The sequence below is a fragment of the Rhizobium sp. SG741 genome, from assembly GCF_012275435.1.
In the GTDB taxonomy this organism is placed as follows: Bacteria; Pseudomonadota; Alphaproteobacteria; order Rhizobiales; family Rhizobiaceae; genus Rhizobium; species Rhizobium lusitanum.
Window position 1 is genome coordinate 1 of sequence record NZ_JAAZQP010000015.1, and the last position, 23,569, is coordinate 23,569.

Sequence of the window (23,569 nt, forward strand, 5' to 3'; positions counted from 1 at the left end):
GTCGGCGCTCTGCTACCCCGCTTCACTCCGGCGGAATGCGCAAACTACTTCAGGGCCGCTGGATATGACCCGGAATGAACAAGATCTGCTCTAGATCAAATTGGGAAGGCCGCTTTGGCCGATGCAAGCAAAGCCTGCCACATTGTCTCAATCATGCAACAGGGGGGTGGCGTCGCCTTAACGGCCTGGTTGGGATCGACTTGGTATTCGGGTTGTCATGACCGAAGCCCCGCATGTTCACCTCAGACGCCACCGCTTTCCCGCTGAGATCATTGCCCACGCCGTGTGGCTCTATTATCGGTTCCCGCTCAGCTTTCGCGACGTCGAGGATCTGTTGGCTGACCGCGGCATCAACGTTTCATTCCAGACGGTCCCGGAATGGGCGACGAAATTTGGCCTGAAGTTCGCTCATCAGCTCAGACGACGCTCACGCGGCCACTTTGCCGACAAGTGGCAGCTCGATGAGATGGTGGTGACGATCAAGGGAAGGAAATACTGGCTGTGGCGTGCCGTCGATGCAAACGGTTATGTCCTCGATGCCCTGCTGCAAAGCCGAAGGAACAAGGCAGCCGTCCTGCGTCTGATGCGCAAGCTGCTCGAGGATCAAGGTATCGCCCCGCGCGTGATGGTGACCGACAAGCTGCGTTCCTATTCGGCCGCAAAGGCCGAGTTGATGCCACGCGTGGAGCATCGCTCGCACAAGGGATTGAACAACCGAGCTGAGAATTCTCATCTTGCTGTGCGACGACGAGAGTGACGAATGATGCGGTTCAAGTCCGCACGACAGTGCCAGCATTTCGTCTCAACTCACGGCCAGATCGCCAATCTCTTTCTTCTTCACAGGAAATGCTTGACCGCCACCGACCATCGCCAGCTTCGCACTCACGCCATCTCGATCTGGCGTGAAACCGCTGGCACGATTGCTACCTGAAATACCGGACACACGCCCTCACCACGGGTTCCACCCTGTTAAGGCGACGCCACCCGCACGCGTCATCGGTGAACGGCTACTTCCTCAACAACGCTGCCAATAGGCGGCGATGCTGAAGGTGCCGGGATCCCTGGCGATCTCGCTCTTGACGAAAGCGCGGACGGCACGGGCCTGCTTCTGTTCGCAGGCGACCCAGACAAAGGTTTCCGGATCGGCCGCAGGCACGATGTCGCGCAGGATGCGTTCAAGCGTATCCGTCGTTCCGGCAGCGGCATAATTGCGATGCAGCCAGGTGACATCCATTGATGCGCTTGATGTCAGCGGCTGCTCTTCTTGTTTGTCGGCGACCTCGAGAAAGATCCGCAACTCGGCATCGGCAGGGACGGAGGCTGCAATGCGGGCGATGGCCGGCAGCGCGGCTTCGTCGCCAGCAAGAATGAGTTTGCGCGCTGCTGGCACGCCGCCGCCACCGGGGCCGATCAGGCCGGCGCGATCGCCGTGGCGCGCGGTCATCGCCCAGATCGCTCCCGGCACATCGTCGCCTTCATGTACAACGAAATCGATATTTATCTCGCCTCGGTCAAGATCGATGCTGCGGATCGTATAGGCGCGGATGGTCAGCGCATCATCGCCCTTCGGCCAATGGATGCGGCCGTCTGGCTCCGTATGCGGCCAGACCGGCACGCGACCCTTCGGCGGGATGAGCAGGCGGACATGCATGCCGCCCTCGACGAAATGCCTGGCATCATCGGTCGCGACGACGACGCGGCGCATATGCGGGGTGATATGGTAGGCATCGACAACCCTGATTTCGCGGAAGTTCGGTATGGCTGATGGTTGCGGGCCGTCGGCCCAATTGAGGGCGAGCGTGTTGCTGGTGGAGAGTTCGAACAGGTTTTCGGCGACCATGCTGCGGATCGTGAAGAGCATGGCTGCCGTCGGGCAACGTAGCTTGATGTCGAGACGATCATTGCTGACGGCGATGTCGGCGCTGCCGATGACGGTATCGAGGCGGGCTCCGGCCGCGCTTCTCGTGATGGTGACATGTTCGGCAAAACGCGCGCAGAACTTATCCAGCAATTGACCGGCATCCTTGTGGGTTGCCACGCCGGAAGCGGTGAAATCCCTTGCATGCATCATTTTTTCGTCTCCTTGCGGGTCAGGAACCAGATGAGATAGGGGCCGCCGATCAGCGCCGCGAACAGACCGACGGGAACCTCATAGGGAAAGATCACAATGTGCGACAGCCAATCGGCCAGCACGAGCAGCATGGCACCAAGCAACAAGCTCGTGCCCAACTGTTTGACGGTGCTACGAAAGCCTATGAGGCGCCCAAGATGCGGTGCGATCAGCCCCGTCAGGCTGAGCGGGCCGACGAGGAAAGAGGGAATCGCAGTCAGGATGGCCGCAAGAACCGCCAGAGTGAGGCGGCTTGCCGCAACCGAGAGGCCGACGGAGCGCGAAATGTCGCCGCCGAGCGGCAGCACATCGAACCATCGCCTCAGGATCGGCAGGATCGGAACGAGAAGCACAAGCGAAATGACCCCGATCCAGGCTTCGAAGGAGCCGGCCCGATTGGTGGAGCCCGACAGCCAGGTCAGCAGGAGATAGGCGCGCAGATCGCCGCGTGAAAGAACGACAGTGACGATTGCCATGCAGAGAGCGCCGATGGCGACGCCCGAAAGCAGCAGTCGCTCGGGGTCGAAGCCGCCACGCGCGCTGAATGCCATCATGCCAAGGAATGCAATCAGCGCGCCGATCGTCATTGCGGTGATGGTGACGACGGGCGAGGGGAATGCAAAGAGAAAGAGTGCGATCGTCAGGCCCGCACCGCCGCCGGCGCTCACTCCCAGGACCTCGGGGCTTGCGAGCGGATTGGCGGTGAGGCGCTGCATGATGAAGCCGGCTGCGGCGAGCATCGCGCCGGCAGTTGCTGCAACGACGGTGCGCGGCAGGCGGAAAGGCAGAAGTTCCCGAAACTGGCTGCCGATCGCCATGTGCCAGCCATCGAAACTGCGCCCGACCGACAGAACAATGAGGATCAGAAGAACGAAGCCGAGCGCGAGCAAAGCAAGCGCTCGTCCCGGTGCTGCAATAGTCAGCCGTGCCCGAGGGCCGCCAACGGCGCGCAGCGCATTGCCGGAATGCAGGCGCCGCAGAAGCAGCAACAGGAGCGGTCCGCCAAGGAGCGCGGTTGCTGCTCCCGTCGGGGCAAGGTCGGTGAACCCCGGCGAGAGGAGCTGCACCAGGCAATCCGTCAGGAACAGCAGGCCGGCGCCGGCGATAGGGGCGGCGATCAGCAGCTGCCGGGTGCGCCGCGCGCCGCAGAATCTGGCGATGTGAGGTGCGGCAAGCCCAAGAAAGCCGATGATGCCGACCTGCGCCGTCACCGAAGCCGCCAGCCAGACGGCAAGCGCCAGAATGGCAAGGCGCATGCTGTGCAACGCAAGGCCGAGGTTCTTGGCGCTGCGGTCGTCCAGGCTCATCACCGTCAGAGGACGGACCAGTACCAATGCGGCTGCAAAGCCGATGATCAGGCGCGGCGCAAGCGTGACGACGCCATCCCAGTTTTGCTGGTTCAGCGCGCCCGCGCCCCAGATGAAGACGGACATTGCATATTCGCCGCGTGCGAGAATGATGGTGACGCTAAGTGCGGTTGCAACCAGCGTCACCATCATGCCGCATAGCGCCACCGTCACCGGGTCGAGACCACGCCGCCAGCTCAATGCCAGAACGATCAGGACCGCAGCAAGCCCGCCGACAAAGGCAGAGATCTCCCGCGGCAGGCCGATCAGCAGGGGAAAGAGCCCGACAGCGATCGTCATCGCCAGCTGCGCCCCGGCGGCGATCCCGAGCGTCGAGGCGTCGGCGATCGGATTGCCCAAGACTCTTTGCAGCAAGGCGCCCGAAAGGCCGAGAGCCGCACCGGCTATGATTGCGATAGCCGAGCGCGGCAGCAGGCTATCGGTGAGCAAGATATGGTTGAGTGCGGCTGCCTCGCGTACATCAGCGGCAAGCTGCGGCCGCAGCAAGAGCAGAGCTGCAAAAGCAAGGATGCAGAGAGTGGCGAGCAGAGCACCGTTGCGTGCCAGCGATTTGCCTTGGGCAATCACAGGCCGATCAATCGTTCCATGCACGGTTGAGCCCTCCTGCAAGGAGATCGGCGAAGCGTTCTGCCGCCGGCAGCGCACCATAGGGATTGATCGAGCCGAGCATGAGGACACGACCTTGCCGTACCGGCGGAAGCGCATTCCAGAATGCGCTTTGCTGGAGTTCCGCCAGAGCTTCGGCCGGATGCGGCGGGATGAGGACGATCCATGCATCCGGCATGGCGGCTAGCCGTTCGATGCCGACCGGTGCGGTCGCCGAATAACTCGTCAAATCCGGCCAGGCATTGGTCAGGCCGGTGCGGGTGAGAACTTCCCCGAACATGCTATCGGAGCCGAAGACGCGAAAGTGCCTGGCGTCGCCCAGATTGATCGGCAGGATCGGCCGGTGATCGCCCTTGCTGAAACTGGCGCGATAGGCTTCGAGCTTTTCGCGCATCGCGTCGACGAGGGCGCGACCTGTCATAAGTCCAAGCCGATCGCCGATCGCAAGGGTTGCCTGCTCCGAAAGCTGGTAGGGGTTGGCTCCGGGTTGATAAATGGCGTGGCTCTCGACCGGTGCGATCAGCCGCATGTGATCGTCGGCCCAGGTATAGAAATTGGAATTGAAGATCAGATTTGGCCTGGATGCAAAAAGGACTTCGAAGTTCGGCGTGCCGCGCAGCCCGAGATCGGCAACGCCCGCGGGAATAGCCGGGGTCACGGCAACGTCGCGGAATTGCAGTAATTCGGTACCGGCAACCACATTTGCGCCGATCGCCAGCAGGGTTTCCAGAATGGCCCAATCGAGCGTCGCCACACGCGGGCTCGCCGCCGCGCGCGCCGGCGTCAGGCCTGCGATCGCGCCTGCGCCTGCCATCGCAATGAACTGTCTTCGAGACAGCTTATGGGTGTTTCCTGCTGTCATTGGAAATAGCTGACCAGGCTGCAGCACTGTGACTGGGCAAGCATCCCCGCGCCGACGCGGTAAATTCGCAGCCACTGCGTCGTCATGCGTAAGCGTTGCCTTCGGTTTGAAACGAGTTCGAGGATTGCCTTGCGGCAATCCTCGGTTCCTTGCCATGATTGAAAATGAAAGTATACTATAATTCTCAACTTACCACTTCTTGCTGAGCTTGAAGGTGATGGTTCTCGCTTCGCCGTAGCCGCACACATTCGCGCCGGCGCAACCCGAGACATATTCCTTGTCGAACAGGTTCGCGACGTTGAGTGCTGCACCCCAGCCCTTCTTCTCGTAGCGGATGCCCGCATCGAAGAGTGTTGCCGAGGGTACGCGCAGCGTATTGGCCTGGTCTGCCCAGGATTTGCCCTGGTAGCGCACGCCGGCGCCAATGCTGAGCCCGTCAAGCGCATCGCTCGTGAAGGCGTAGTCGAGCCAGAGGGATGCGGTGGAATTCGGCACCAGATAGGGCGAGTTGCCGATGATGGAGGAGTCGAGGTCCTTGGTGATCGTCAGCTCGGTGTAGGAATAGGAGCCGAGGAGCTTCCAATTGTCATCCAGATTGACCTTGCCTTCGAATTCGACACCGCGCGAGCGGACCTCGCCGACCTGGCGCTGCAGGAAGGTGACTGGATCGGTCAGCGCCATGTTCTTGCGGTCGATCTGGAAGATGGACGCCGTGAACAGGCCGTCGATGAAGTCGGGCTCATACTTGATGCCGGCCTCGTATTGCTCGCCCTTCTCCGGCGTCAGACCACCGCCGGTAACGCTGGTGCCGATCAGAGGATTGAAGAAGGTGCCGGCGCTGACATAGGGCGTGATGCCGTTGGAAAACTCGTAGGCGAGGCCCGCACGGCCGCTTGGCGCTGATACGTTCGACTTGTAGCTCGTGCCGACCTTCGAGTCGGAATTGGTGTCGACGAAGTCGTAACGGCCGTTGAGCGTGACCAGCCAGCCGTCGCCGAAGCGCATCTGGTCCTGCGTATAGATACCGAGTTGCTGCTGCGTCATGACCTGATTGAGGTAGACGAAGTTGCTGCCCTGCGGCGTGCCATAGACGGGGTTGGTGGCGCTGATCGGATTGGAGCCGCAGCACGCCTGGATCTGGTCGAGGCGGTAGATCGAATAGTCCGTGCCGATCAGGAAATCATGGCTGATCAGTCCGGTGTCGAACTTGTTTTCCGCGCGCGTATCGACGGAGAACGTATCGACCTTTGAGCGCTCGAAGAAGCCGATGCGGTTCAGCATGTAGTTGGGATCGTCATAACCAGGGCTGAGCGGATTGCCGTCGACATAGCCGTTCAGATACGGGCCTTCCTCGCGCTTGTAGAGGTGGCCGTAGCGCGCGTTCTGCGACACGGTCCAGCCGCCGTCGAAATCGTGCGAGAATTCGTAACCCAGCATCTGCTGGGCATATTTGAGATTATCGATGCTTCGCTCGCCATAGAAGGCATCGCGCTTGATCTTGCCGAAGGGGGCATCGACAACGGTGCCGACATAGGGGAAGAAGCCGTTGCCGCTATGGATTTCGTCCAGGCCGCTCAGCATGCCGAAGACGGTCAGCTTGGTGGACTCATCGGGCGAGATGGTGACCTGCGGCATGATGAAGCCGCGCAGGTCGTGGGTGCCGTCGCTATAGGTGTCGCCGCCGGCGATCTTGCCGGTCAGGCGATAGCGGTAGACGCCGTCGGCCGAAAGCTTGTCGGAAAAGTCGAAGCCGACGAAGGCATTGCCGAGATTGTTGATGCCGATCTCGGTCGAATATTGAGGAGTGTCCGTTGGCTCCTTGCGGACCATGTTGACGAGGCCGCCCGGATTGGCACCGCCATAAAGCACGGAGGAAGGCCCTTTCAGCACTTCGACGCGCTCGAGCATATAGGGATCGATCTGGAAGCCACCGAAGCCGTAGCTATAGAGCGTCAGGCCATTCATGAAGACGCCGCTCTGCGTCGCGTCGAAGCCGCGAATGTAGAACCAGTCGGTATCGCCATCATTGCCGAAGGGCTGCGTGGTGACGCCGGGTGTATAACGCAGAACCTCATCCACCTTGTTGGTGATGCCGCGATCCTGCATTTCCTGCCGGCCGATGACGGAGACCGATTGCGGTACCTCGGTGATTGGCGTGTCGGATTTTGAGCCTGCCGTGGTCTTCCTGGCGACATAGCCCTTGACCGGCGCGATGCCGCTGTCTTCACTCTTCTGTTGCGAACCCTGAATAACCAAAGGCTGCAGCTCCGTCGGCGTTTCCTGCGCCATGACCTTGGAGCCCGCTAGCAGCGCGATAATAGCTGCGCCCGTCGCCACGAGCCGCGCTCGCGATACCTCCTGCTTCAATCCCTGCATTTCCGTCATTCGTCCCGAATTCTTGCGCCCGTTCGGCCGGTTGGCCGATCCCTCGATAAGATGAGTAGTTAACTCATATTTATGGGTGCGGCTTGTCTGTCACGGGGGAAATTGAATGTTTTTGGGCAATTCTCCGCGAAACGTACAATTGATCGCGGACTGTGGTTTTCAGGCAAGCCTGCTCCGCTTCCAACTGGCGGGCGCGGTGCCGACATTCTTGCGGAAGACACGGGTGAAATGCGCCTGATCGGCAAAGCCGGTTTCGACGGCGACGGTCGTCAGCGGCATCTCGCTGTTCAGAAGAAGCTGCTTCGCCCGTTCGAGCCTGGCCTGCGTTTGCCATTGATGCGGCGGCACACCCGTGGACGCCTTGAAGGCATGGCTGAAATGCGACTGGGAGAGGCCGGTCAATTCAGCCAGTTCTTCCAGCCGGATGGCGCGCGTGCAGTTCTCTTCGATATAGTCGACCGCACGGCGCAACTGCCAGGTGGCAAGGCCACTGCGTTTGCGTGGCTGGGTTCCGCGCAACTGCAACACGTCGATCAAAAGCGAAAGCGTCAGACCATCGCCGTAAAGATCGTGCAGTGGCTCGGGGTTTTCACATTCGGCGGCGATAAGCTCGGCGAGCGCCATCACCCGCGGGTCGTTGAAATGCAACTGTGGCCGGTCGAGCTGTGCCGGATCGATATTTTCCATCAGGCGCTGGCTGAGTATTTCCGCATCGAAATGAATATCGAGGTGGCGCACGAACTCGACGCCCGCCATGTCGACCCAGAGCTCCATGCCGGCAGGGATATAGGAGATGCGACCGCTACTATAATCCTGCAGCTGGCCTTGCGCGGCAGGCGAGGGTCGAACATTGGTCTTACCTGCCCCACGCTGCTCCAGAAGGATGAACAGGCGCGGATCGCGTGCCACATAGTATCCGCCGGCTTGTGCGGCACAATTGACGTTCCAGATATCGGCAACCATGCCGTTCCAGTAGCGACGATGCATGCCGCCGATGACGGAAAAGCCTCCGATCTTGTTCTGCATTCTCGGCTGAAACATCATTTGCTGCTTCCGGCGTCCGCCCTTGCATTAATCCTGTAAATTAAACTCAAGTTATTATAACAACAGTATTTAGATGACAATGCCTCGCGCAAGCGAGCGTGGCTTGAAGCTCTCCGGCGGTGAGCTTCAACGCATCGCCGTCACTCGCGTACTATATGGCAACGCGACCATTCTTCTTCACGACCTGCCCGTCAACGTTGATCGCGATCGAGGCCTATGGTGGTTCGCATCATTGGGCACGGCTAATCAATCGCTGCAAATCGGGCAAGCAATTCGGGCTAGCATTACAGTTGCATCTTTGTGCGTTGCCTGAATCTATAGAGACGGCGCTGGAGCTTTGGGCGTCTTCGTTACGAGATGTGAAAGCGCGAATGCGACCGCTTTTTACACAGGAGCGGGTGGCGAATTCAGCGAGCCAATTCCTGGACGGTTTGCTGGGAGAAGAGCGACGCAAGACGGGATTGATGCGGGCGGAGGCGGCCGGCGATCCCGGCCCATGGCGGCAGCAGGCTATTCTGGGGCGTGGTCATTGGGACGCGGACGCCTTGCGCGATATCGTGCGTGACTATGCCCTTGAGACGCTGGCCGATGCTGACGCGGTCCTGGTGATCGACGAGACCGGTTTTCTCAAGCAGGGCAAGGCATCCTGTGGTGTCGGCCGGCAATATACAGGTTCGGCGGGCAAGATCACCAATTGCCAGATCGGCGTGTTCGCATCGTATGTCTCTCGCCATGGTCATGCCTTCATCGACCGGGCGCTCTATCTGCCGAAGGTCTGGACGGAGGACGGGAGCCGTATGGCCAGCGCTCATGTGCCGGAAGCGGTCAGCTTTCTGACCAAGCCGGCACTGGCGCTGACGATGATCGAGCGGGCGATCGCTTCGGATGTGCCGTTTTCCTGGGTGGCTGCCGACAGCGTCTATGGCGTAGGCGACATCGAAATGGCGCTCAAACGAGCCGCCAAGGGCTATGTGCTGGGCGTGAACGCCAATCATCTCTTTCGCTCATGGGACAAACCGCTGGCCGTTGCCGGGACAGCGAAGGACATCGCCGAAGCCTTGCCTGACGATGCCTGGCGACGCTTGTCGGCAGGCGATGGGATCAAGGGCGCGCGACTGCACGATTGGGTCTATCTCGAATTGGCCGACCTCGATGCCGATGATTTCGAGGCGGCATTCCCCGGCACCTGGACACGGGGGCTGTTGATCCGCCGCAAAATCGCCGATGGCGATCTCGCTTTCTTCTCCACATGGTGTCCGGTTGGCACATCCATGGAAAAGCTGGTGACCGTGGAGGGCCACCGCTGGGCCATCGAAGACAGCTTCGAAACCGCCAAGAACGAGCTCGGCCTTGACCACAATGAGACCCGCTCCTGGCACGGCTGGCATCGCCATGTCTCGCTGGTCATGCTCGCATTCGCCATGATGGCGGTCATTCGTCATCGCGCCAACACTATGCCACCCCCAAAAACGAGGCAGCGCTTAGGGTACAGCATCAGCAATTGATCCGCTGGTCGATCCAGGAAATCCGCCGGAGCGCAACACGCCTCGCACGACAGCGAATTGAACCTTCATGCGTCATCACATGGTCGCTTTGGCGACGGGTACACCAAGCCGCAGCAAGGCAAGCGCTCCTCAAATCAAAAATGCAACTGTAATGCTAATTCGTCTCTTACGTGAGGCGCAAATTGAGCTTGTCCTTCAACGCCTGCGGTCCGACACAAACAGCCTCAATTTGCTCATCCGAAAACGAAAGTGTTTTCAGGAAATGAAGCTGGAGCAGCGCCTCCATCTTCTCGCAAAGCACATATAGCGGCATTCCATCAGCCGACTTGTGCTCCGATTTAGGGTCATAGTGCGTCAGGTAGTTTCGGGTGTCCACTATCAACCGGACAAGACGCTTTCTGTCTGCGTCGCTTCCAAACCGATCCTTGAATGGTTCGAGAATCCGCTTCAGTCGGTCTGCAAGGCTGATCTCATTGGCGAAAGCCAGCTTCTGTCCAATCCACTCCTTGTGCGCGTCAGGAGCGGCCTTAATCAGAAGGTCCTTCAAGGCGCCGAAATCGGCGGCGGCCATCGCGGTTTCAGTCGAGGTTCGACGGTGCAGCGTTTCAACAGCCTGGGCGAGAGAAAGAAAACGTCCCTCCAGAAATGTATGTAACCCTGCTCTCGTTGAAAAATAGAGGTGCAAGACCGGTAGGATTACATCGTACAACTCGAACCAACTGGCGACTATCTTCTGGGAATTACCCTGAACATCGAGGTAGCGATACAACATCCGGAAGCTGTCAATTTTGGGCGTCTTATCGAGGTGGTTTTTCGAACGGTAGTACAAGTCCATCTTGGCTGGTTTGGTTTTACCCTCGCCAATCGGTTCCGTGATGGCTTTATTGATCGCCCAGACTTCCGTCACCGACACCGTGGTGTCGACGGCGAACGATACAAACTCTCGAAGCATAGTGACGATGTTTGTAAAGAAGCCGGGCTTCTGCGGTTCCCGGGCTGATATTTTCAGATAAGCCGAGGCATTTATCTCTGCATGCTTCACGTCGGTCATGGACGGCATGGTGTGTCCGAAACCAACGGACAACGTGAAATCATCGCCTTCATATAGGGTAATCGGCTCGGGGCGACGGTACTCGACGGAGTAAACGAGTGGGGTATCAATTAACGACAGGGAAAGCCCTGAAACACGAAGCCACTCCTCGAAGCCTTGGACAGAGGTGTACTGCTCGTCGAAAGGATATCCTCATCGGCGTCGAATGCCACACCCAAAATTGCCCAGGATGCTTCGACTTTCGACTTGATGACACCGCCGAAACCGTAAGGCAGCTTCCGATAGAAGCAGTGCTCAAGAGTGAGCATGCCTTCCTTCTCAATCTGGCCGACCACGCGTCCGATGGTCAGCGTCTCATCCTTAAGGTCCTCGACGGACCCGGTCGGGCCGGAAAAACTCCCAAGGATTTCGAGATGAACCTTTCCGGCTTCTGAAATCGTCAACGTTCCTGGTGCTCTGTAGTCCTCCTTGCCGGGAAGCCAAAAGAAACCCGATCGTACCAAAGGCTCTTTAATGCGCATAAAACCCCTCTTCAAAAGACTTTTGTTGAAGCACAGCCAACGGATTAGCCTGTTCGTCCGCGATCAACTTCAATGGCAACCCATATAGGAAGCGCACGTAGCGATTGCACCCCCATCAAAAAAAGGAGGGCCGTCTCTGGGGTGAGACGCGAGTCAGTTCCTTCTTCAGCCGCCTGATCTCCTCAGCCTCGTCGTTGCAGGTACCTGCAGCGATATCAATGTCTGGAAGCGCTTCTCTGTCGTTCATGCCCTATCTTATTCTGATAAGCAGTATTCACAAACAATGGGCCATGCGTCAGTTCACGACGCATGGCAGGCACGACCGAATATAGGCGCTGATCCCACCTTGAGAGGGGATCAAGATCCTGCAACTAGTATATAATCTGGCACCAAGCGAAAATCGGAATAGCAAGGTCTCAGGTTCACATCCCTTCAAGGCGAGCAGGATGGTTCGCGGCTCCGTTGTGCCCATTTCAGACGGTAGCTGGCTCGTATTCCGAGCGGTCTTGGCACGGCGATGCCGTTGAAGATCGCTATTTTTCTTCGATACAATAAGCCACCCGATGAAGCAAAAGGGCGCCGGCCAAGGCGGCGCCCTTGATGAGCGCTAAGACAGGTGGTGCGACTTGGTCAACCCGAAAACCGGCGTGTCGATGCCGACCTGCCTGGCTTTCAGCTGAAGTGACAGGTATTGCGAATAGTGGCGCGATTGGTGCAGGTTGCCGCCGTGGAACCACAGCGCTTCCTGCTGCGTCGGTTTCCACATGTTGCGCTGCTCGCCCTCCCAGGGACCTGGGTCTTTGGTCGTGTTGGAGCCGAGGCCCCAGCATTTTCCGACCTTGTCGGCCACTTCGCGCGAGATGAGATCGGCCGCCCAGCCGTTCATCGAGCCGTAGCCGGTGGCATAGACGACGAGGTCCGCCGGAAGCTCCGTGTCGTCCTTCAGCACCACGGCGTTTTCCGTCAGATGCGAGACGTCGACACCGGATTTCAGCTTGATCGAACCATCGATGACCAGATCGCAGGCTCCGACGTCGATGTAATAGCCCGATCCTCGGCGCAGATATTTCATGAAGAGACCCGAATCGTCGTCGCCGAAATCCAGTATGAATCCGGCCTTTTCGAGCGAGGAATAGAAGTCCGCGTCCTTTTCGCGGATCTTGTCGTAAATCGGGATCTGGAACTCATGCATAATCCGGTAGGGCAGGGAGGCGAAGATGAGATCGGCCTTGCGCGTCGTCATGCCGCCCTCGACCGCCCGCTCGGAATAGAGATCGCCGAGGCCGATCTCCATCAGCGAGTCGGACTTGACGATATGGGTGGACGAGCGCTGAAGCATGGTGACATCCGCGCCGGCCTCCCAGAGCGCCGCGCAGATATCGTGGGCGGAGTTGTTGGAGCCGATGACGACGACCTTCTTGCCGGCATAGGCGTCCGGGCCGGGATGCTGCGAGGAATGGTGCTGCTCGCCCTTGAAGACGTCCTGGCCTTCGAATTGCGGCACATTGGCCTTGCCCGACATGCCGGTCGCCAGCACCAGCTGCCTCGGCCGCAGCACCACTTCCTTGCCATCCCGCTCGACGACGACCGTCCATTCGCCGGTCTTTTCGTCATACTGCGCCGACTTGGCCGTGGTGGAGCCCCAGTAGTTCAGCTCCATGACCTTGGTGTACATTTCCAGCCAGTCGCCGACCTTGTCCTTGGGCGTGAAGACGGGCCAGTTCTCAGGGAAGGGGATGTAGGGCAGGTGATCGTACCAGACGGGATCATGCAGGCAGAGCGACTTGTAGCGCTTGCGCCAGCTGTCGCCGGGGCTCTCGTTCTTCTCGATGATGATCGTCGGCACGCCGAGCTGGCGAAGACGCGCGCCGAGCGCGATGCCGCCCTGACCGCCGCCGATAATCACGACCTCGGGCTGCACCGAATAGCCGAGTTCGGCGGCCTCGATCTCGCGCTTTTCCTTCCAGGTCTTGCGATCCCGGTCATGGCCGTGCTCCGCCCCCATCGGACGGCGAGCCCCCTTGGGCTCCTCGTGACCCTTCAGTTCCGTCATGGTGGTGAGCAGCGTCCAGATCAGGCCGTCCTTCAGGCGGATATGGCCATAGCCGCGCGCGACCGCAGTCTCGAATTCGAACCAGCCGTTAGTGACGCCGCCGGCCTCCGAGGCGGCCTCCTTCGTGTCCTGCACGAAGTTCGAGGGCTTGGTGGCGGTAAGCTGGCTGGTCAGCATGTCGCGGATCTGCTCATGGCCTTCCAGCGTCTTCAGGTTCCAGGTGAATGTCACCAGGTCGCGCCAGTAGCAATCGGCCTGAAACAGGTTGACAGCGGCGTCGATGTCGCCGCTTTCCAGCGCCTGCCCTAGCTTTGAAAGCATCGTGTCGATCTTGGTTCCGGGGCTGATATCAAGCATTTTTTCTCCTCCGTGGATGCTTGGGGGTGGTCATGGAACGCCCGCATGGGGCGTTCCGGAAAGCGTCAAAGCCTCCGCCGGCCGGGCTCCTCTCCCGGAACAGGCGTCGCAGAGATGCTTATTTCGAAAGATCGATCAGGATCTTTAGATGGGTGCCGGCCGGATCGAGCAGGACATCGAAGCCCTCCTTTACCGCCGTGTCGAGCGTGATGCGCTTGGTGACGATCTTGGTCGCCGGCAGCAGGCCCGAGGCGATCAGGCGGATCACGCGCGGCCAGTAATGTGTCGGATAGGCCCAAGAGCCCTTGACCTCGAGGTCGCGGAACGTGACCTGGAACCAGTCGATCGGGCTTTCGTGCGGGTGCAATCCGGTCTGGACGACCACGCCCTGTTTGCGTACCGCATCGACGCAGGCCTTGAGCGCATGTTCGTTGCCCACGCATTCGATCGCCACGTCGCAACCGACCTGTCCCTCCGTCTGCGTGCGGACGACATCGCCGACGTTGTCGCGCTTAGGGTTGATCGTGATGACGTCGGGCAGCACGCTCTTGGCCAGCTCCAGCCGGGCATCGTTAAGATCGGAGACGAAGAGCTGCGCGGCACCGGCCGCGTGGGCGGCGAGCAGGGTCAGCATGCCGATCGGCCCGGCGCCGGTGACGAGAACGCTGTTGCCGGCGGTCACGCCGCCGCGGTCGCAGGCATAGACGGCAACCGCCGTCGGTTCGACGAGTGCGGCCTCCTCGTCGGTCATCTCGTCGGGGATCTTCTGGACATTGTATTCGTTGACCATGGCGGCTTCGGCCATGCCACCGCCATCCCAGCTCAGTCCCACCAGCGCCAGCTGCGTGCTCAGATGGAAGAGGCCGCGATCGGCGAAATAGTCGCCCGATCTCGGCATGACCAGCGGCTGGATCGAGACGCGATCACCGACGGCGACCGACGTCACGCCCTCGCCAACGGCCTCGACGACGCCGCCGAACTCATGGCCGAGGACCTGCGGGCCGTGCGCGCCGGTGAACGGATGCGGCTCCTTGGGAATGAAGATCGGACCGTAGCTGTATTCGTGAAGATCCGTTCCGCAGATGCCGACGAAGCGGTTGCGCACGAGAACCTGTCCCGGCCCCGGCTGCTTCGGCTCGGGAATGTCGTCCAGCCGCAAGTCCTTGGCTGCGTGAAATCTGAGTGCGCGCATGTTTCCTCCATTGGCTGTCTTTGACAACAGGGGAGGAGCAATGCCCATGCCAGCGGCGCGCGCCGGGGCGATGACTGATATCATTCAGCTTTTCGTGCCGGCAGCGGCGCGACATGCAACAGCTGCGGCGCAACAGCTGTGGCGGATGCCACAGTGTGGGACTCAATGCGGGCGGTCTATGCCGAGCCGTCTCATGCGGCGGTGCAAGGTGGTGCGATCGATGCCGAGCCGGCGTGCGGCTTCGGATACATTGCCCTTGCAGGTCAGAAGCACTGCCCTGAGGTCGGCTTGATGGCTGTCTTCGCCGAGGATCGCGGACATGCCCGACAGCTGGTCCGGCAGATCCTTCACCTCGATCAGACCGTCGTCACACAGCGCTGCGGCAAAGGCAATGGCATTATCGAGCTCGCGGATATTGCCCGGCCAGGCATAGTGGAGGACGAGCAGTCTGGCGGCACCCGAGAGCCTGAGAGGTCGGCCCTCCGTGCCATGCTTTTCGAGCAGCTGTTCGACCAGCCAGGGCAGGTCCTCGCGCTCGCAGAGCGGCGGCAGCGTAAGCACCGCGGCGTTCAGCCGGTAATAGAGGTCTTCGCGGAACGCGCCGGCCGCAACCATGTCGACCAGCGATCGATGCGACGCCGAAAGCACACGGAAATCGACCCTGCGGGGGACCGAGCCGCCAACGGGAAGGACTTCGCCTTCGGCCAGAACCCTGAGCAGCCGGCTTTGTGCGGCGTAGGGCATGTCGCCGATTTCGTCGAGGAACAGGGTTCCACCCTGCGCCTCCTCGACCAGCCCTTTGCGGCCCTTGGCGAGCGCGCCGGTAAAGGCCCCCGGCGCATGGCCGAACAATTCGCTTTCGATGAGCTGTTCGGGGATGGCCGCGCAATTGACCGCAACGAAGCGGCCGGAAAGCCCGCTCACCGTGTGAACGATGCGGGCCAGATATTCCTTGCCGGTTCCGGTCTCGCCCTGGATGAGGATCGGCAGCCTGCTCGGCGCGAGTTTCGTCACCTTGCGCCTGAGTTCGTCGACGGCCGGAACGTTGCCGCCCAGGCTGCTCATCGCCGGCTGTTGCCGGGACGGACGCGCAACAGGCAAGCTCACCGTGCGCTGCTGCGGCTCGATGGCATGGGCATAGAGGGTCGACCCGTCACGCACGGCGATCCGCCGGTTCTGCGGCAGGCTGGCGCGGGTGAGGGACGCGAGTTCGTCGAGCTCCGCTTCGAAGAAGTCGGTGACCGGTTGTGCGATCAGAAGCTCGGGCCTGCGCCAGTCGAGCCCGCGCGAGGCCGCAAGAAGCCGCGCGCCGCCATGGGTCATACCGGTGATGCGGCCCGCGCCGTCGACGGAAATCGCCGCTTCCGGGTCGACGTCGAGGAACTCCGGTGCGCCGGCAAAGCGCAGCACCAGATCGTGACGGCTGCTGGCCATGAGGTTGGCGAGCTCGATGCGCCGCACCGTGGAAGAGACGAGATGGCGCGCCATGTTCTGGCTCGCCTTGAGGATCGGCGAACTCAGGAGCGAAATGTCGAGGACGGCGGCCAGGGTCCCTTGCGTGTCGTAGATCGGCGCGGCGGTGCAGGAGAGCGGCGTATGCGTGATATCGAAATGGTCTGTCTGGTGGATGGTCAGCGCCTCGCCGGTGGCGATGCAGGCACCGACGGCGCAGGTGCCGGCGCGGGGCTCGGCCCATTCGGAGCCGAGATAGAGACCCGCCTTGCGCAGGTTGTTGTTGAAGGACGGATCGCCCAGGAATTCGACGGTAACGCCCTGACGGTCGGAGAGCAGCAGCACATAGTTCTGCTCGGCAACCTGCCGGTAGAGCCGCTCCAGACCGGAGCGGGCGATGTGCACGAGGTCTTCCGCCTGCTGGCGATGTTCGCGCAGCCGTGTCTGCGAGACGATGACCGCCTCGCGCGCCTGTGCCGGGTCAAGCTGGTAGGTGTCCAGGCAACGTCGCCAGGATTCCACGACGATGGCGTCGCGCCCTGTATTGCTTCCCTGTCCGACCCGCTCGATTTCCTTAACGTGATCCGCAAAATCCATCAATCACCGGCTCTCAAGGCCGCCTCCCGTGATCTTCCAGGAGATCATAGCCGCAATTGCGCGGGCTGCCTAATCTTTCGGCGCACTTCGACCTTCATCCGGAACCAGGCTTCCCTGGGCAAGATGGCGGAGCCAATTGCCGTTAGCGGCATCGTAAGGTCGAAGTAGGCTCGAAGTAGCTCCTGTGTCACCCCCGTTGACCATCTCATCAGCGACGGCAACTTGGCGGAGTTGCTACGCCGTTTAGGCGGTAGACCATCCTAAGCAAGCCGGTGGACGCATAGCCCGCTCATCAAAGGGAAGCCAGACATCTGATGGCGGGCGCCCGGCGGCAATCACCACTTTGGCCCTGAGTCCTTCAACCCCCGTAGGTACTGGTGCCTCTTATTGCTTTCACTGATTGACGGATCTTGAGTTCGGTCGGCACGAAGTCGACCTCCTCTCCGGTGCCCGGACCGGTTGCTGCGGGATCCATTCGCCACCAGCTGTGAAATAGTCTCTTATAAAGAGCAGCCGGGATGCGACCGGACCGCGAGAGGCGCTCCGCGTTGGACGCGATACGCGCGAGGAGTTCTTTCAGTGTGGGCCTGCCGTGGCAATATAGCGCGGCGGTCCGCTCATATGCGCGTTCGTAAAGTCCGAAGGTATCGGGGTCGGAGAGGCTGAACGCCGGATTGCTGCTGATATCGCGATTGTCGAGCTTCGGGAAACGCCGGTCTTTGTGGGTGCGATATGCATCTGTACCGATGAATGCTTGAACGTCGTCGAAGTCCGATGATCGATTTGTATCCGCCGATGGCGGTCTCGACCAGCGAGCGGTTGCCATAGCCGGTCGTTACTTGCCATTTCGTCCGACCGTCCGCCCTGATCGCTTCGATGTGTCGGTTGTTGATTATCGCACGAATTTGACCCACTTTTCATTTCGGACGGATCCACCCACACTGCAAGAAGATGTTTTCGATCAACATCATAAATGTAATCAGTTGGTACAATGCTAAATGAAAAAGTGGCGCAAATCTAGCTGAAAGCGACACTCCACTTCACATAGCCGGGCGGCTTCTAACCTTTTAAAAAGTTGCGCAGATCGCGCCTGCCATCCACAACACGCACAATCTGTACGATGTCGACTGGTCCCTGATCGGCATCCGGAATCGTCTCGTAGAGAATAACATAAGGTGCTTCAACCAACATCCGCGCGCTGGCTGCGATTTCGGGATGCCGCTGACCAAGCTGCGGCTGATCGGCCAAAAGGCTGACCTTCTGCTTAAACTGCTCGTAGTAGCGCTCGGCCGCCAGCGGTTGGTGGAGGCCAATCTCGACATAAATACTGATGACGTCATCCTCGGCCTGAGGCGACCAAACAAGCTTAACCACCATGTTTGCGAGCGGCACTCAGTTTCTGGCGAGCCTTTTCGTGGGTTGCCTCGAAATCAACAGCTCTTGGTGTGCCGCTGGCTTTACCCTGCGCCCACAGTTCGCGCAGATGCTGGATATCGTTCTTTCGGGTAGCCCATTTCGCGGACCAATCACGCATCGCTTCGCGGACAATTTCACTGCTACTGGCATAGGCGCCACTTTCGACCGCATCCCGCAGCAGCTCAGCTTGCTGTGGCGTAACTGCAATGCTGACCTTTGAAACGTTCGACATAGTTATCCTCTTCGGCCTTTTGGTAGGAAACCTTACCACCAGGCTCGCGTCGTGGCAAAAAGAATGAGCAATGCGGTCGCCGCTAGTTCGGAACAGTGAGCCTGTTTTCTTCCCCAGACGGAGCCTTGGGATCGGAATTTTAGTCAGGACGAGATCCGCACTGTCTTCCAGGCAGCGTTAGATGATATGCCGCGCTATGCAGCGGGCGAGGAACGGCGAAGTAATTTCGATCAAAAGCCGTTCACCCATTTCTGAGCGTGTCGATCTCCCCTCACGCACCGCTAAAGCACCGACATTCGGCGATGGTGTGAACAGCACATCGGTTACGCTTCGGAATGCCTTAATCAGACATAGTGCAGGCATCATCGCTGAGGGACCCTCAAATCTGCCTTTAGCAGATTTAGGTCACGAAGGCGCAGGGACGCGTATACCTCAATCTACACGTTCCAGCGATGGGATGGTCCACACCTTAGTCGCCCTTCGGTTCAACAGAGACTGTAGCGGTCCTCCCAGCAACCAGCTGAACTGCATCCGGGACATCTTCGAACTCGATGCGCACCGGGATCCTCTGGGCCAGACGAACCCATGAGAACGTCGGGGCAACGCTGGCCAGCGAGCCTGCAGCATCACTTCGCTCTCGGTCTTCGATTCCGGCGGCAACACCTGCGACGCGCCCGGTAACCGATTGCGGCTCTCCCATGATATCGATCTTCACACGGTCGCCGATGTGGATACGTGGGAGTTTGGTTTCTTCGAAGTATCCAGCGATATAGATGGATGGCCTTTCCACGAGCACCCCAACCGCACTTCCGGCGGAAACATAGTTTCCGCGACGTAGAGAGAAGTTCGTGATTTTACCCGAGGCCGGTGCCTTCACGATTGTCCGGTCAAGGTTCAGCTTCGCCAGGTCAGCGCCCACGAGTGCCAATTGATAGGCGGCGTCTGCCTGGCGCATCTGGCTCTCCGCATGCTGCCGCTCCTTGAGGCTGGCTGCTTCTTTGGATGCAAGCAGTAGATACCGTTCGAAATCTGTCCTCGCCAGCTCTGCCGCAGCTTTGCTGCTCTGCACCTGGGCCTCCGCCTCGCGCAGCGCAAGGTCGAAGCGGTCTGTTTCGATTCGAAAGAGGGGCGTCCCTTTCTCCACCTGAGCGTTGTCCGATACCAGAACCTCGGTGACAGGTCCCGAGACATCTGGTGCCAGCCGGATGATGTCCGCCCGGATATGAGCGTCCCGTGTCCACGGCGCCTCCATGTAGTAGGACCACAGGTGCCAGCTTAGAACCGCGGCGCAGCTCACCATAGATAAGGTCAACAGGGCTCTGCCTGAGGTGATCGTAAGGTTCTTCATATCTGCAACCAGTTGAAAAGGGCGGAAAGCCCGCCAAGGACGGTGATGTAAAGTGCGAGGTTGAACAGGGAGCGATGCCACACCGCTTGATAAAGCCCGAGCCTGGCGAGGAGCGATGTAAGTATGCGGAGCAGACCGTATGCGCACAGCGCGAGTGCCGAGAACCATGGCAGAAAGACACCATAGAGGTCGAATTGTCCGGTCACGCAGCATTCCTTTTTGAAGGAGGTGTTATAAAAATCGGAAAATCCGCCTCCGGAGCGAGGCACAGACGAAGACCAGCAGCGTGCACCACAAGTTCCGTTTCGGCATCCACTGGAACCATGTCCGCAGTAGAAAGGATAAGGTCGTCCAGCATTCCGATTGCATTCTCCAATGGTTCGCCTCGCTCGGCGGGCGCAAGCCGATACAACGTCTCCAGTCCGGAGAAGATTGCTTGCGCCTTGAGGCGCATCGGCATTGAGGCTTCATCCGCGAGTTCTTGCATCGCTGTTATATGAAGTCCTGTCCGCAGATCCCTTATAAGGTCTGGATCGGAGGCGCCGGAGGCGGGAGAGAATTTCGCCGCCCTGGCGGCGAACAGGCCTGCCACATCGATGAGGTGATGGCGCGTGACATGGGCGTCTGCATGTCGGCCAGCCGCGATCCTGGCGACATGCTTCTGGGTCACGAAGAAAAGCCTCCGGGCGTTGGTCTCCGTCCCGACAGATCGGAAGATGCCGCAGACCATGATTGTCCAGACCATCGCAAGAATGGTTGCGATGCCTGTGTTCGCAAACATCATGAAGTCGCTGCTCTGGCGCGCCTGGAGGGCGAGAAGAAGCGGAAAGTTTATGCACAGCCCCATGCCGATTATCGCAAGCGAGGGCACAGCGAGGCATATCCCGGCAGGGATCATGAATAGCCCGAGGGCAGCGGCGAGCGGCACGAAACCATCAATCAGCGGAAGGATCGCGAAGCCGTAGACGAACGCTGCGATGACGGCACCGATTGTGATAACGACGAATTTGCGCATGGCTGGTACCGGATCATCAATCGTCGCCAGAAGGCAACAAAGCACACCCGAAATCTGGGCAAATGTCATCCCGTCCGTCCAGCCGCTTGCAATCCAGAAGAACATGGAGGTCGCCAGGCAGATCGCAACCGCCAGCGCCGATAGCAATGCCATGCCGATATCACGGTGCGGAGCTGGAATATTCTCCGGAGAGACGAAGCGACGAGCCTCTCTCGCTGCGTTCTCCTCCTTCAGGGCGTCCTGAAGGAACTGACACCCGCGAGAAACCTGAAGAACATCCCGCAGGTTCCGCGCAACATTGGCAAGAAGCAGACTTTCCCATGATCGAGGCGCTCCGGAAGAGGCGAGCAAATCAGCCCTGGTCTGGAAGAACCCGGAGGCGCTTGTTGAGCGCGATCCCACAGCTGCAATCATTGATATAGCTTGTTCCGAGCGGGGGGTGTTGAGCTTCGCCAGTGCTCGTCGCAGATCCTCCAGTTCGCTCAGCAACGGAAGGAAGGACACCATCCGCTGCTGCAGTGATCTCACCACCGACATTGCGCGTCGATACCTCGATCCGTCATATCGAAGGTGGGCCGTGAACGACCGGAGGTCGACCGCGTCCGCCGCCAAGGCGTACCGTTCCGCTCTGCTTCGGGCTTCGTCCGCCTCGGCAGTTGCGGTTGCCGTAAAGAGCGTCTGCGCCCTTGCGATCCAGGCATCGATCCGGCCGAGGAGGGTTGTAGCGACATGAACTGGAAGAACAACGTGGCTGACGATCGAGGCGCACAGGATCGCAAGCCCGATCTCCTCTACGCGGGAAACGACAGTGTCGAACGTATTTGTTGGCGCCGCGACGAGCGGCAGTCCCGCGAGAAGCACGGTGTAGCCGGCCAGGAGAGAGGCATAGCCGCGAGGCGTGCGATCAAGAAGGCTGAGAAAAGTGCATCCTGAAACCCATACAATGATCGCTGCGGAAAGCAGCACTGGTTCGTTCACCAGGTTTGGGATCATGATAAGCGTCGCAACGCCGCCGGTCAGGGTCCCCAGCAGTCGATAGAATGATTTCGACGAGATCGCACCCGAAAGCGGATGAGCAACGATGTAGACGGTTGCCACCGCCCAGAATGGTCGCGGCAGATCGAACCTTATTGCGATGTAATAGGCCAGCATTGCCGCCAGGAATGTCTTCAACGAAAATATTACATTACTGGTGGTGACGACCGGTCGTGCGCTCACAAGTCGTCTCCCGAGTGAGTATCGACCCGCGTGGCACCTCGTTCATCATTGGAGACAGTCAGTCCGTAGACTGTGGGCGAGACGTAGCAAAAGACCGGAGCCATCATGCAGGCATACATGTAAGCTTCGAGTGGATCTGCACACGAGACAGCCGAATTGGGGGTCGGCTGATGACGAAAGAGCCAGAGTGTCCGCGCGAGGCAGGCTTTTATGAACTTTCGTACAATGGCTATGCCACCGGCCCCCATAGACGTGCATTGGGGAGGCAAAATGCGAAGCCTGCGAGAGCCCTTTTGAGGCAATCGGATTTCAGCCTGGATGATATCGGACCACCATTGCGGCTCTTGCTTTTGAACTGTCATCGTCAATCTCCGAACTCTTTGACGTGACTCTATCGACAAAGCACGCAGATGAATTTAGATATTCTCTCTAATGATAACTAAATTCCACCAGTCGCTCTCTCTATCTAAAGCTTTTGCCGACCACGAGATCGAAACCTCCCTTGCGCCTGTGCACGCCGTGAGGATCGACGTCTCGCAGAATGAACGGGAGGCACCTGAACACCGCCACCGAAAAGGGCAGCTTGTCATGGCTTCGCGGGGCGGCGTGACATGTCGCGTTCCAAGCGGGCTGTGGATGGTGCCGCCTCATTGCGGCGTCTGGGTTCCCGGCGGCATGCAGCACAGCAATGTGGCAACCGCCAATGCCCGTTTGTTTTTTCTGTTCATCGAGCCGGGCGCCGCCGATCTGCCGGACCGATGCTGCACGCTGTGCCTATCCCCGCTCGTCAGGGAACTTATCATTGAGATGGCCGATCAGACCGCAGCGGCGACTGCTGACTCTAAACTCATGGCAACATTGCTTCTGTCGGCATTGTCGCGGATGCCGGTAGAGCATCTTCATCTCCCGCTCACGGATGAGCCCCGGCTTGTGCGGATTGCATCGGAATTGGCCGATGATCCTTCCGATCGCAGTACGATGGCGCAATGGGCAAGGCGACTAGGAATGAGTGAAAATTCGCTCGCACGTCTCGTTCAGCATGAGACCGGACTGACATTCGGCCGTTGGCGACAGCAGCTGCAATTGATCGTCGCAATCCGCAGCCTTGCAGCGGGGGCGACAGTGCAGCAGGTTTCGGGCGACCTTGGATATGAATCCGTGTCTGCGTTTATCACCATGTTCAAGAAAGCGCTTGGCACATCGCCAGCCAGATATTTAGGTAACTTTGACCGGTAGGC

General features: G+C 59.6%; 17 protein-coding genes and 3 pseudogenes. 3 read left to right on the forward strand and 17 right to left on the reverse strand.

Going from position 1 to position 23,569, the window contains the following annotated elements; translation table 11 throughout:
* Positions 1-217 precede the first annotated feature (217 nt).
* Positions 218-931, forward strand: a pseudogene (locus tag FHT29_RS28820) (IS6 family transposase).
* An 84-nt stretch (positions 932-1,015) separates the two neighbouring features.
* On the opposite strand, the gene FHT29_RS28825 reads toward FHT29_RS28820, so the two are convergent.
* The 5 genes from FHT29_RS28825 to FHT29_RS28845 all read right to left on the reverse strand — a co-directional run bounded on the left by FHT29_RS28825 (position 1,016) and on the right by FHT29_RS28845 (position 8,374).
* Entirely contained in the window at positions 1,016-2,071 is a 1,056-nt protein-coding gene (locus FHT29_RS28825; RefSeq protein WP_246703166.1) for a siderophore-interacting protein, read from the reverse strand.
* Positions 2,068-4,044, reverse strand: coding sequence for a Fe(3+)-hydroxamate ABC transporter permease FhuB (gene fhuB / locus FHT29_RS28830; RefSeq protein ID WP_047558447.1), 1,977 nt, complete (start codon positions 4,042-4,044; stop codon positions 2,068-2,070). Before fhuB ends, FHT29_RS28825 begins: the two co-directional genes overlap by 4 nt.
* 7 nt (positions 4,045-4,051) lie before the next feature.
* Positions 4,052-4,897 carry an ABC transporter substrate-binding protein gene (locus tag FHT29_RS28835; RefSeq protein WP_246703167.1) on the reverse strand — a complete coding sequence of 282 codons (846 nt, stop codon included), beginning with the start codon at positions 4,895-4,897 and terminating at the stop codon, positions 4,052-4,054.
* A gap of 237 nt (positions 4,898-5,134) precedes the next feature.
* Positions 5,135-7,321 carry a TonB-dependent siderophore receptor gene (locus FHT29_RS28840; protein WP_131512126.1) on the reverse strand — a complete coding sequence of 729 codons (2,187 nt, stop codon included), beginning with the start codon at positions 7,319-7,321 and terminating at the stop codon, positions 5,135-5,137.
* A gap of 168 nt (positions 7,322-7,489) precedes the next feature.
* Positions 7,490-8,374: an AraC family transcriptional regulator gene (locus tag FHT29_RS28845; protein ID WP_173412749.1), complete on the reverse strand. Its 885-nt coding sequence runs from the start codon at positions 8,372-8,374 to the stop codon at positions 7,490-7,492.
* A 371-nt stretch (positions 8,375-8,745) separates the two neighbouring features.
* On the opposite strand from FHT29_RS28845, the gene FHT29_RS28850 reads away from it, so the two are divergent.
* Complete coding sequence (locus tag FHT29_RS28850; protein ID WP_246703168.1) at positions 8,746-9,879, forward strand: IS701 family transposase; 1,134 nt, start codon at positions 8,746-8,748, stop codon at positions 9,877-9,879.
* Between the two features lie 166 nt (positions 9,880-10,045).
* Here the strand turns inward: FHT29_RS28850 and FHT29_RS35110 are convergent, their stop codons facing one another.
* The 12 genes and pseudogenes from FHT29_RS35110 to FHT29_RS28910 all read right to left on the reverse strand — a co-directional run bounded on the left by FHT29_RS35110 (position 10,046) and on the right by FHT29_RS28910 (position 22,331).
* Positions 10,046-10,651, reverse strand: a complete 606-nt coding sequence (locus FHT29_RS35110) for a HEPN domain-containing protein (RefSeq protein ID WP_342587930.1) — start codon at positions 10,649-10,651, stop codon at positions 10,046-10,048.
* Positions 10,652-10,654: 3 nt separating this feature from the next.
* Positions 10,655-11,053: pseudogene (locus FHT29_RS35115) on the reverse strand (hypothetical protein); the annotation flags it as partial.
* A complete protein-coding gene (locus FHT29_RS35005) occupies positions 11,041-11,451 on the reverse strand; it encodes a hypothetical protein (protein ID WP_131512104.1) in 411 nt (136 codons plus the stop codon). The pseudogene FHT29_RS35115 and the gene FHT29_RS35005, both read right to left, overlap by 13 nt.
* Positions 11,452-12,058: 607 nt before the next feature.
* Positions 12,059-13,861, reverse strand: a complete 1,803-nt coding sequence (locus FHT29_RS28865) for an NAD(P)/FAD-dependent oxidoreductase (RefSeq protein WP_168600712.1) — start codon at positions 13,859-13,861, stop codon at positions 12,059-12,061.
* 118 nt (positions 13,862-13,979) lie between these two features.
* Positions 13,980-15,053, reverse strand: coding sequence for a 2,3-butanediol dehydrogenase (locus FHT29_RS28870; protein ID WP_168600713.1), 1,074 nt, complete (start codon positions 15,051-15,053; stop codon positions 13,980-13,982).
* A 162-nt stretch (positions 15,054-15,215) separates the two neighbouring features.
* A complete protein-coding gene (locus FHT29_RS28875; RefSeq protein ID WP_168600714.1) occupies positions 15,216-17,102 on the reverse strand; it encodes a sigma-54-dependent Fis family transcriptional regulator in 1,887 nt (628 codons plus the stop codon).
* Positions 17,103-17,848: 746 nt separating this feature from the next.
* Positions 17,849-17,983 (reverse strand): annotated as a pseudogene (locus FHT29_RS28885) (IS5/IS1182 family transposase); the annotation flags it as partial.
* Between the two features lie 178 nt (positions 17,984-18,161).
* Positions 18,162-18,479, reverse strand: a complete 318-nt coding sequence (locus FHT29_RS28890) for a type II toxin-antitoxin system RelE/ParE family toxin (protein ID WP_047558459.1) — start codon at positions 18,477-18,479, stop codon at positions 18,162-18,164.
* Positions 18,469-18,750, reverse strand: a complete 282-nt coding sequence (locus tag FHT29_RS28895) for a type II toxin-antitoxin system ParD family antitoxin (protein WP_037198323.1) — start codon at positions 18,748-18,750, stop codon at positions 18,469-18,471. The genes FHT29_RS28890 and FHT29_RS28895 overlap by 11 nt, the downstream gene beginning before the upstream one ends.
* 469 nt (positions 18,751-19,219) lie before the next feature.
* Complete coding sequence (locus tag FHT29_RS28900; RefSeq protein WP_047558155.1) at positions 19,220-20,098, reverse strand: HlyD family secretion protein; 879 nt, start codon at positions 20,096-20,098, stop codon at positions 19,220-19,222.
* Positions 20,095-20,304: a DUF1656 domain-containing protein gene (locus FHT29_RS28905; protein ID WP_047558157.1), complete on the reverse strand. Its 210-nt coding sequence runs from the start codon at positions 20,302-20,304 to the stop codon at positions 20,095-20,097. Before FHT29_RS28905 ends, FHT29_RS28900 begins: the two co-directional genes overlap by 4 nt.
* Positions 20,301-22,331: an FUSC family protein gene (locus FHT29_RS28910; protein ID WP_168600715.1), complete on the reverse strand. Its 2,031-nt coding sequence runs from the start codon at positions 22,329-22,331 to the stop codon at positions 20,301-20,303. The genes FHT29_RS28905 and FHT29_RS28910 overlap by 4 nt, the downstream gene beginning before the upstream one ends.
* Before the next feature lie 432 nt (positions 22,332-22,763).
* Here FHT29_RS28910 and FHT29_RS28915 point away from each other — a divergent pair, with 432 nt between their 5' ends.
* Positions 22,764-23,567: a helix-turn-helix transcriptional regulator gene (locus tag FHT29_RS28915; protein ID WP_047558161.1), complete on the forward strand. Its 804-nt coding sequence runs from the start codon at positions 22,764-22,766 to the stop codon at positions 23,565-23,567.
* The last annotated feature ends 2 nt before the right edge of the window (positions 23,568-23,569 follow it).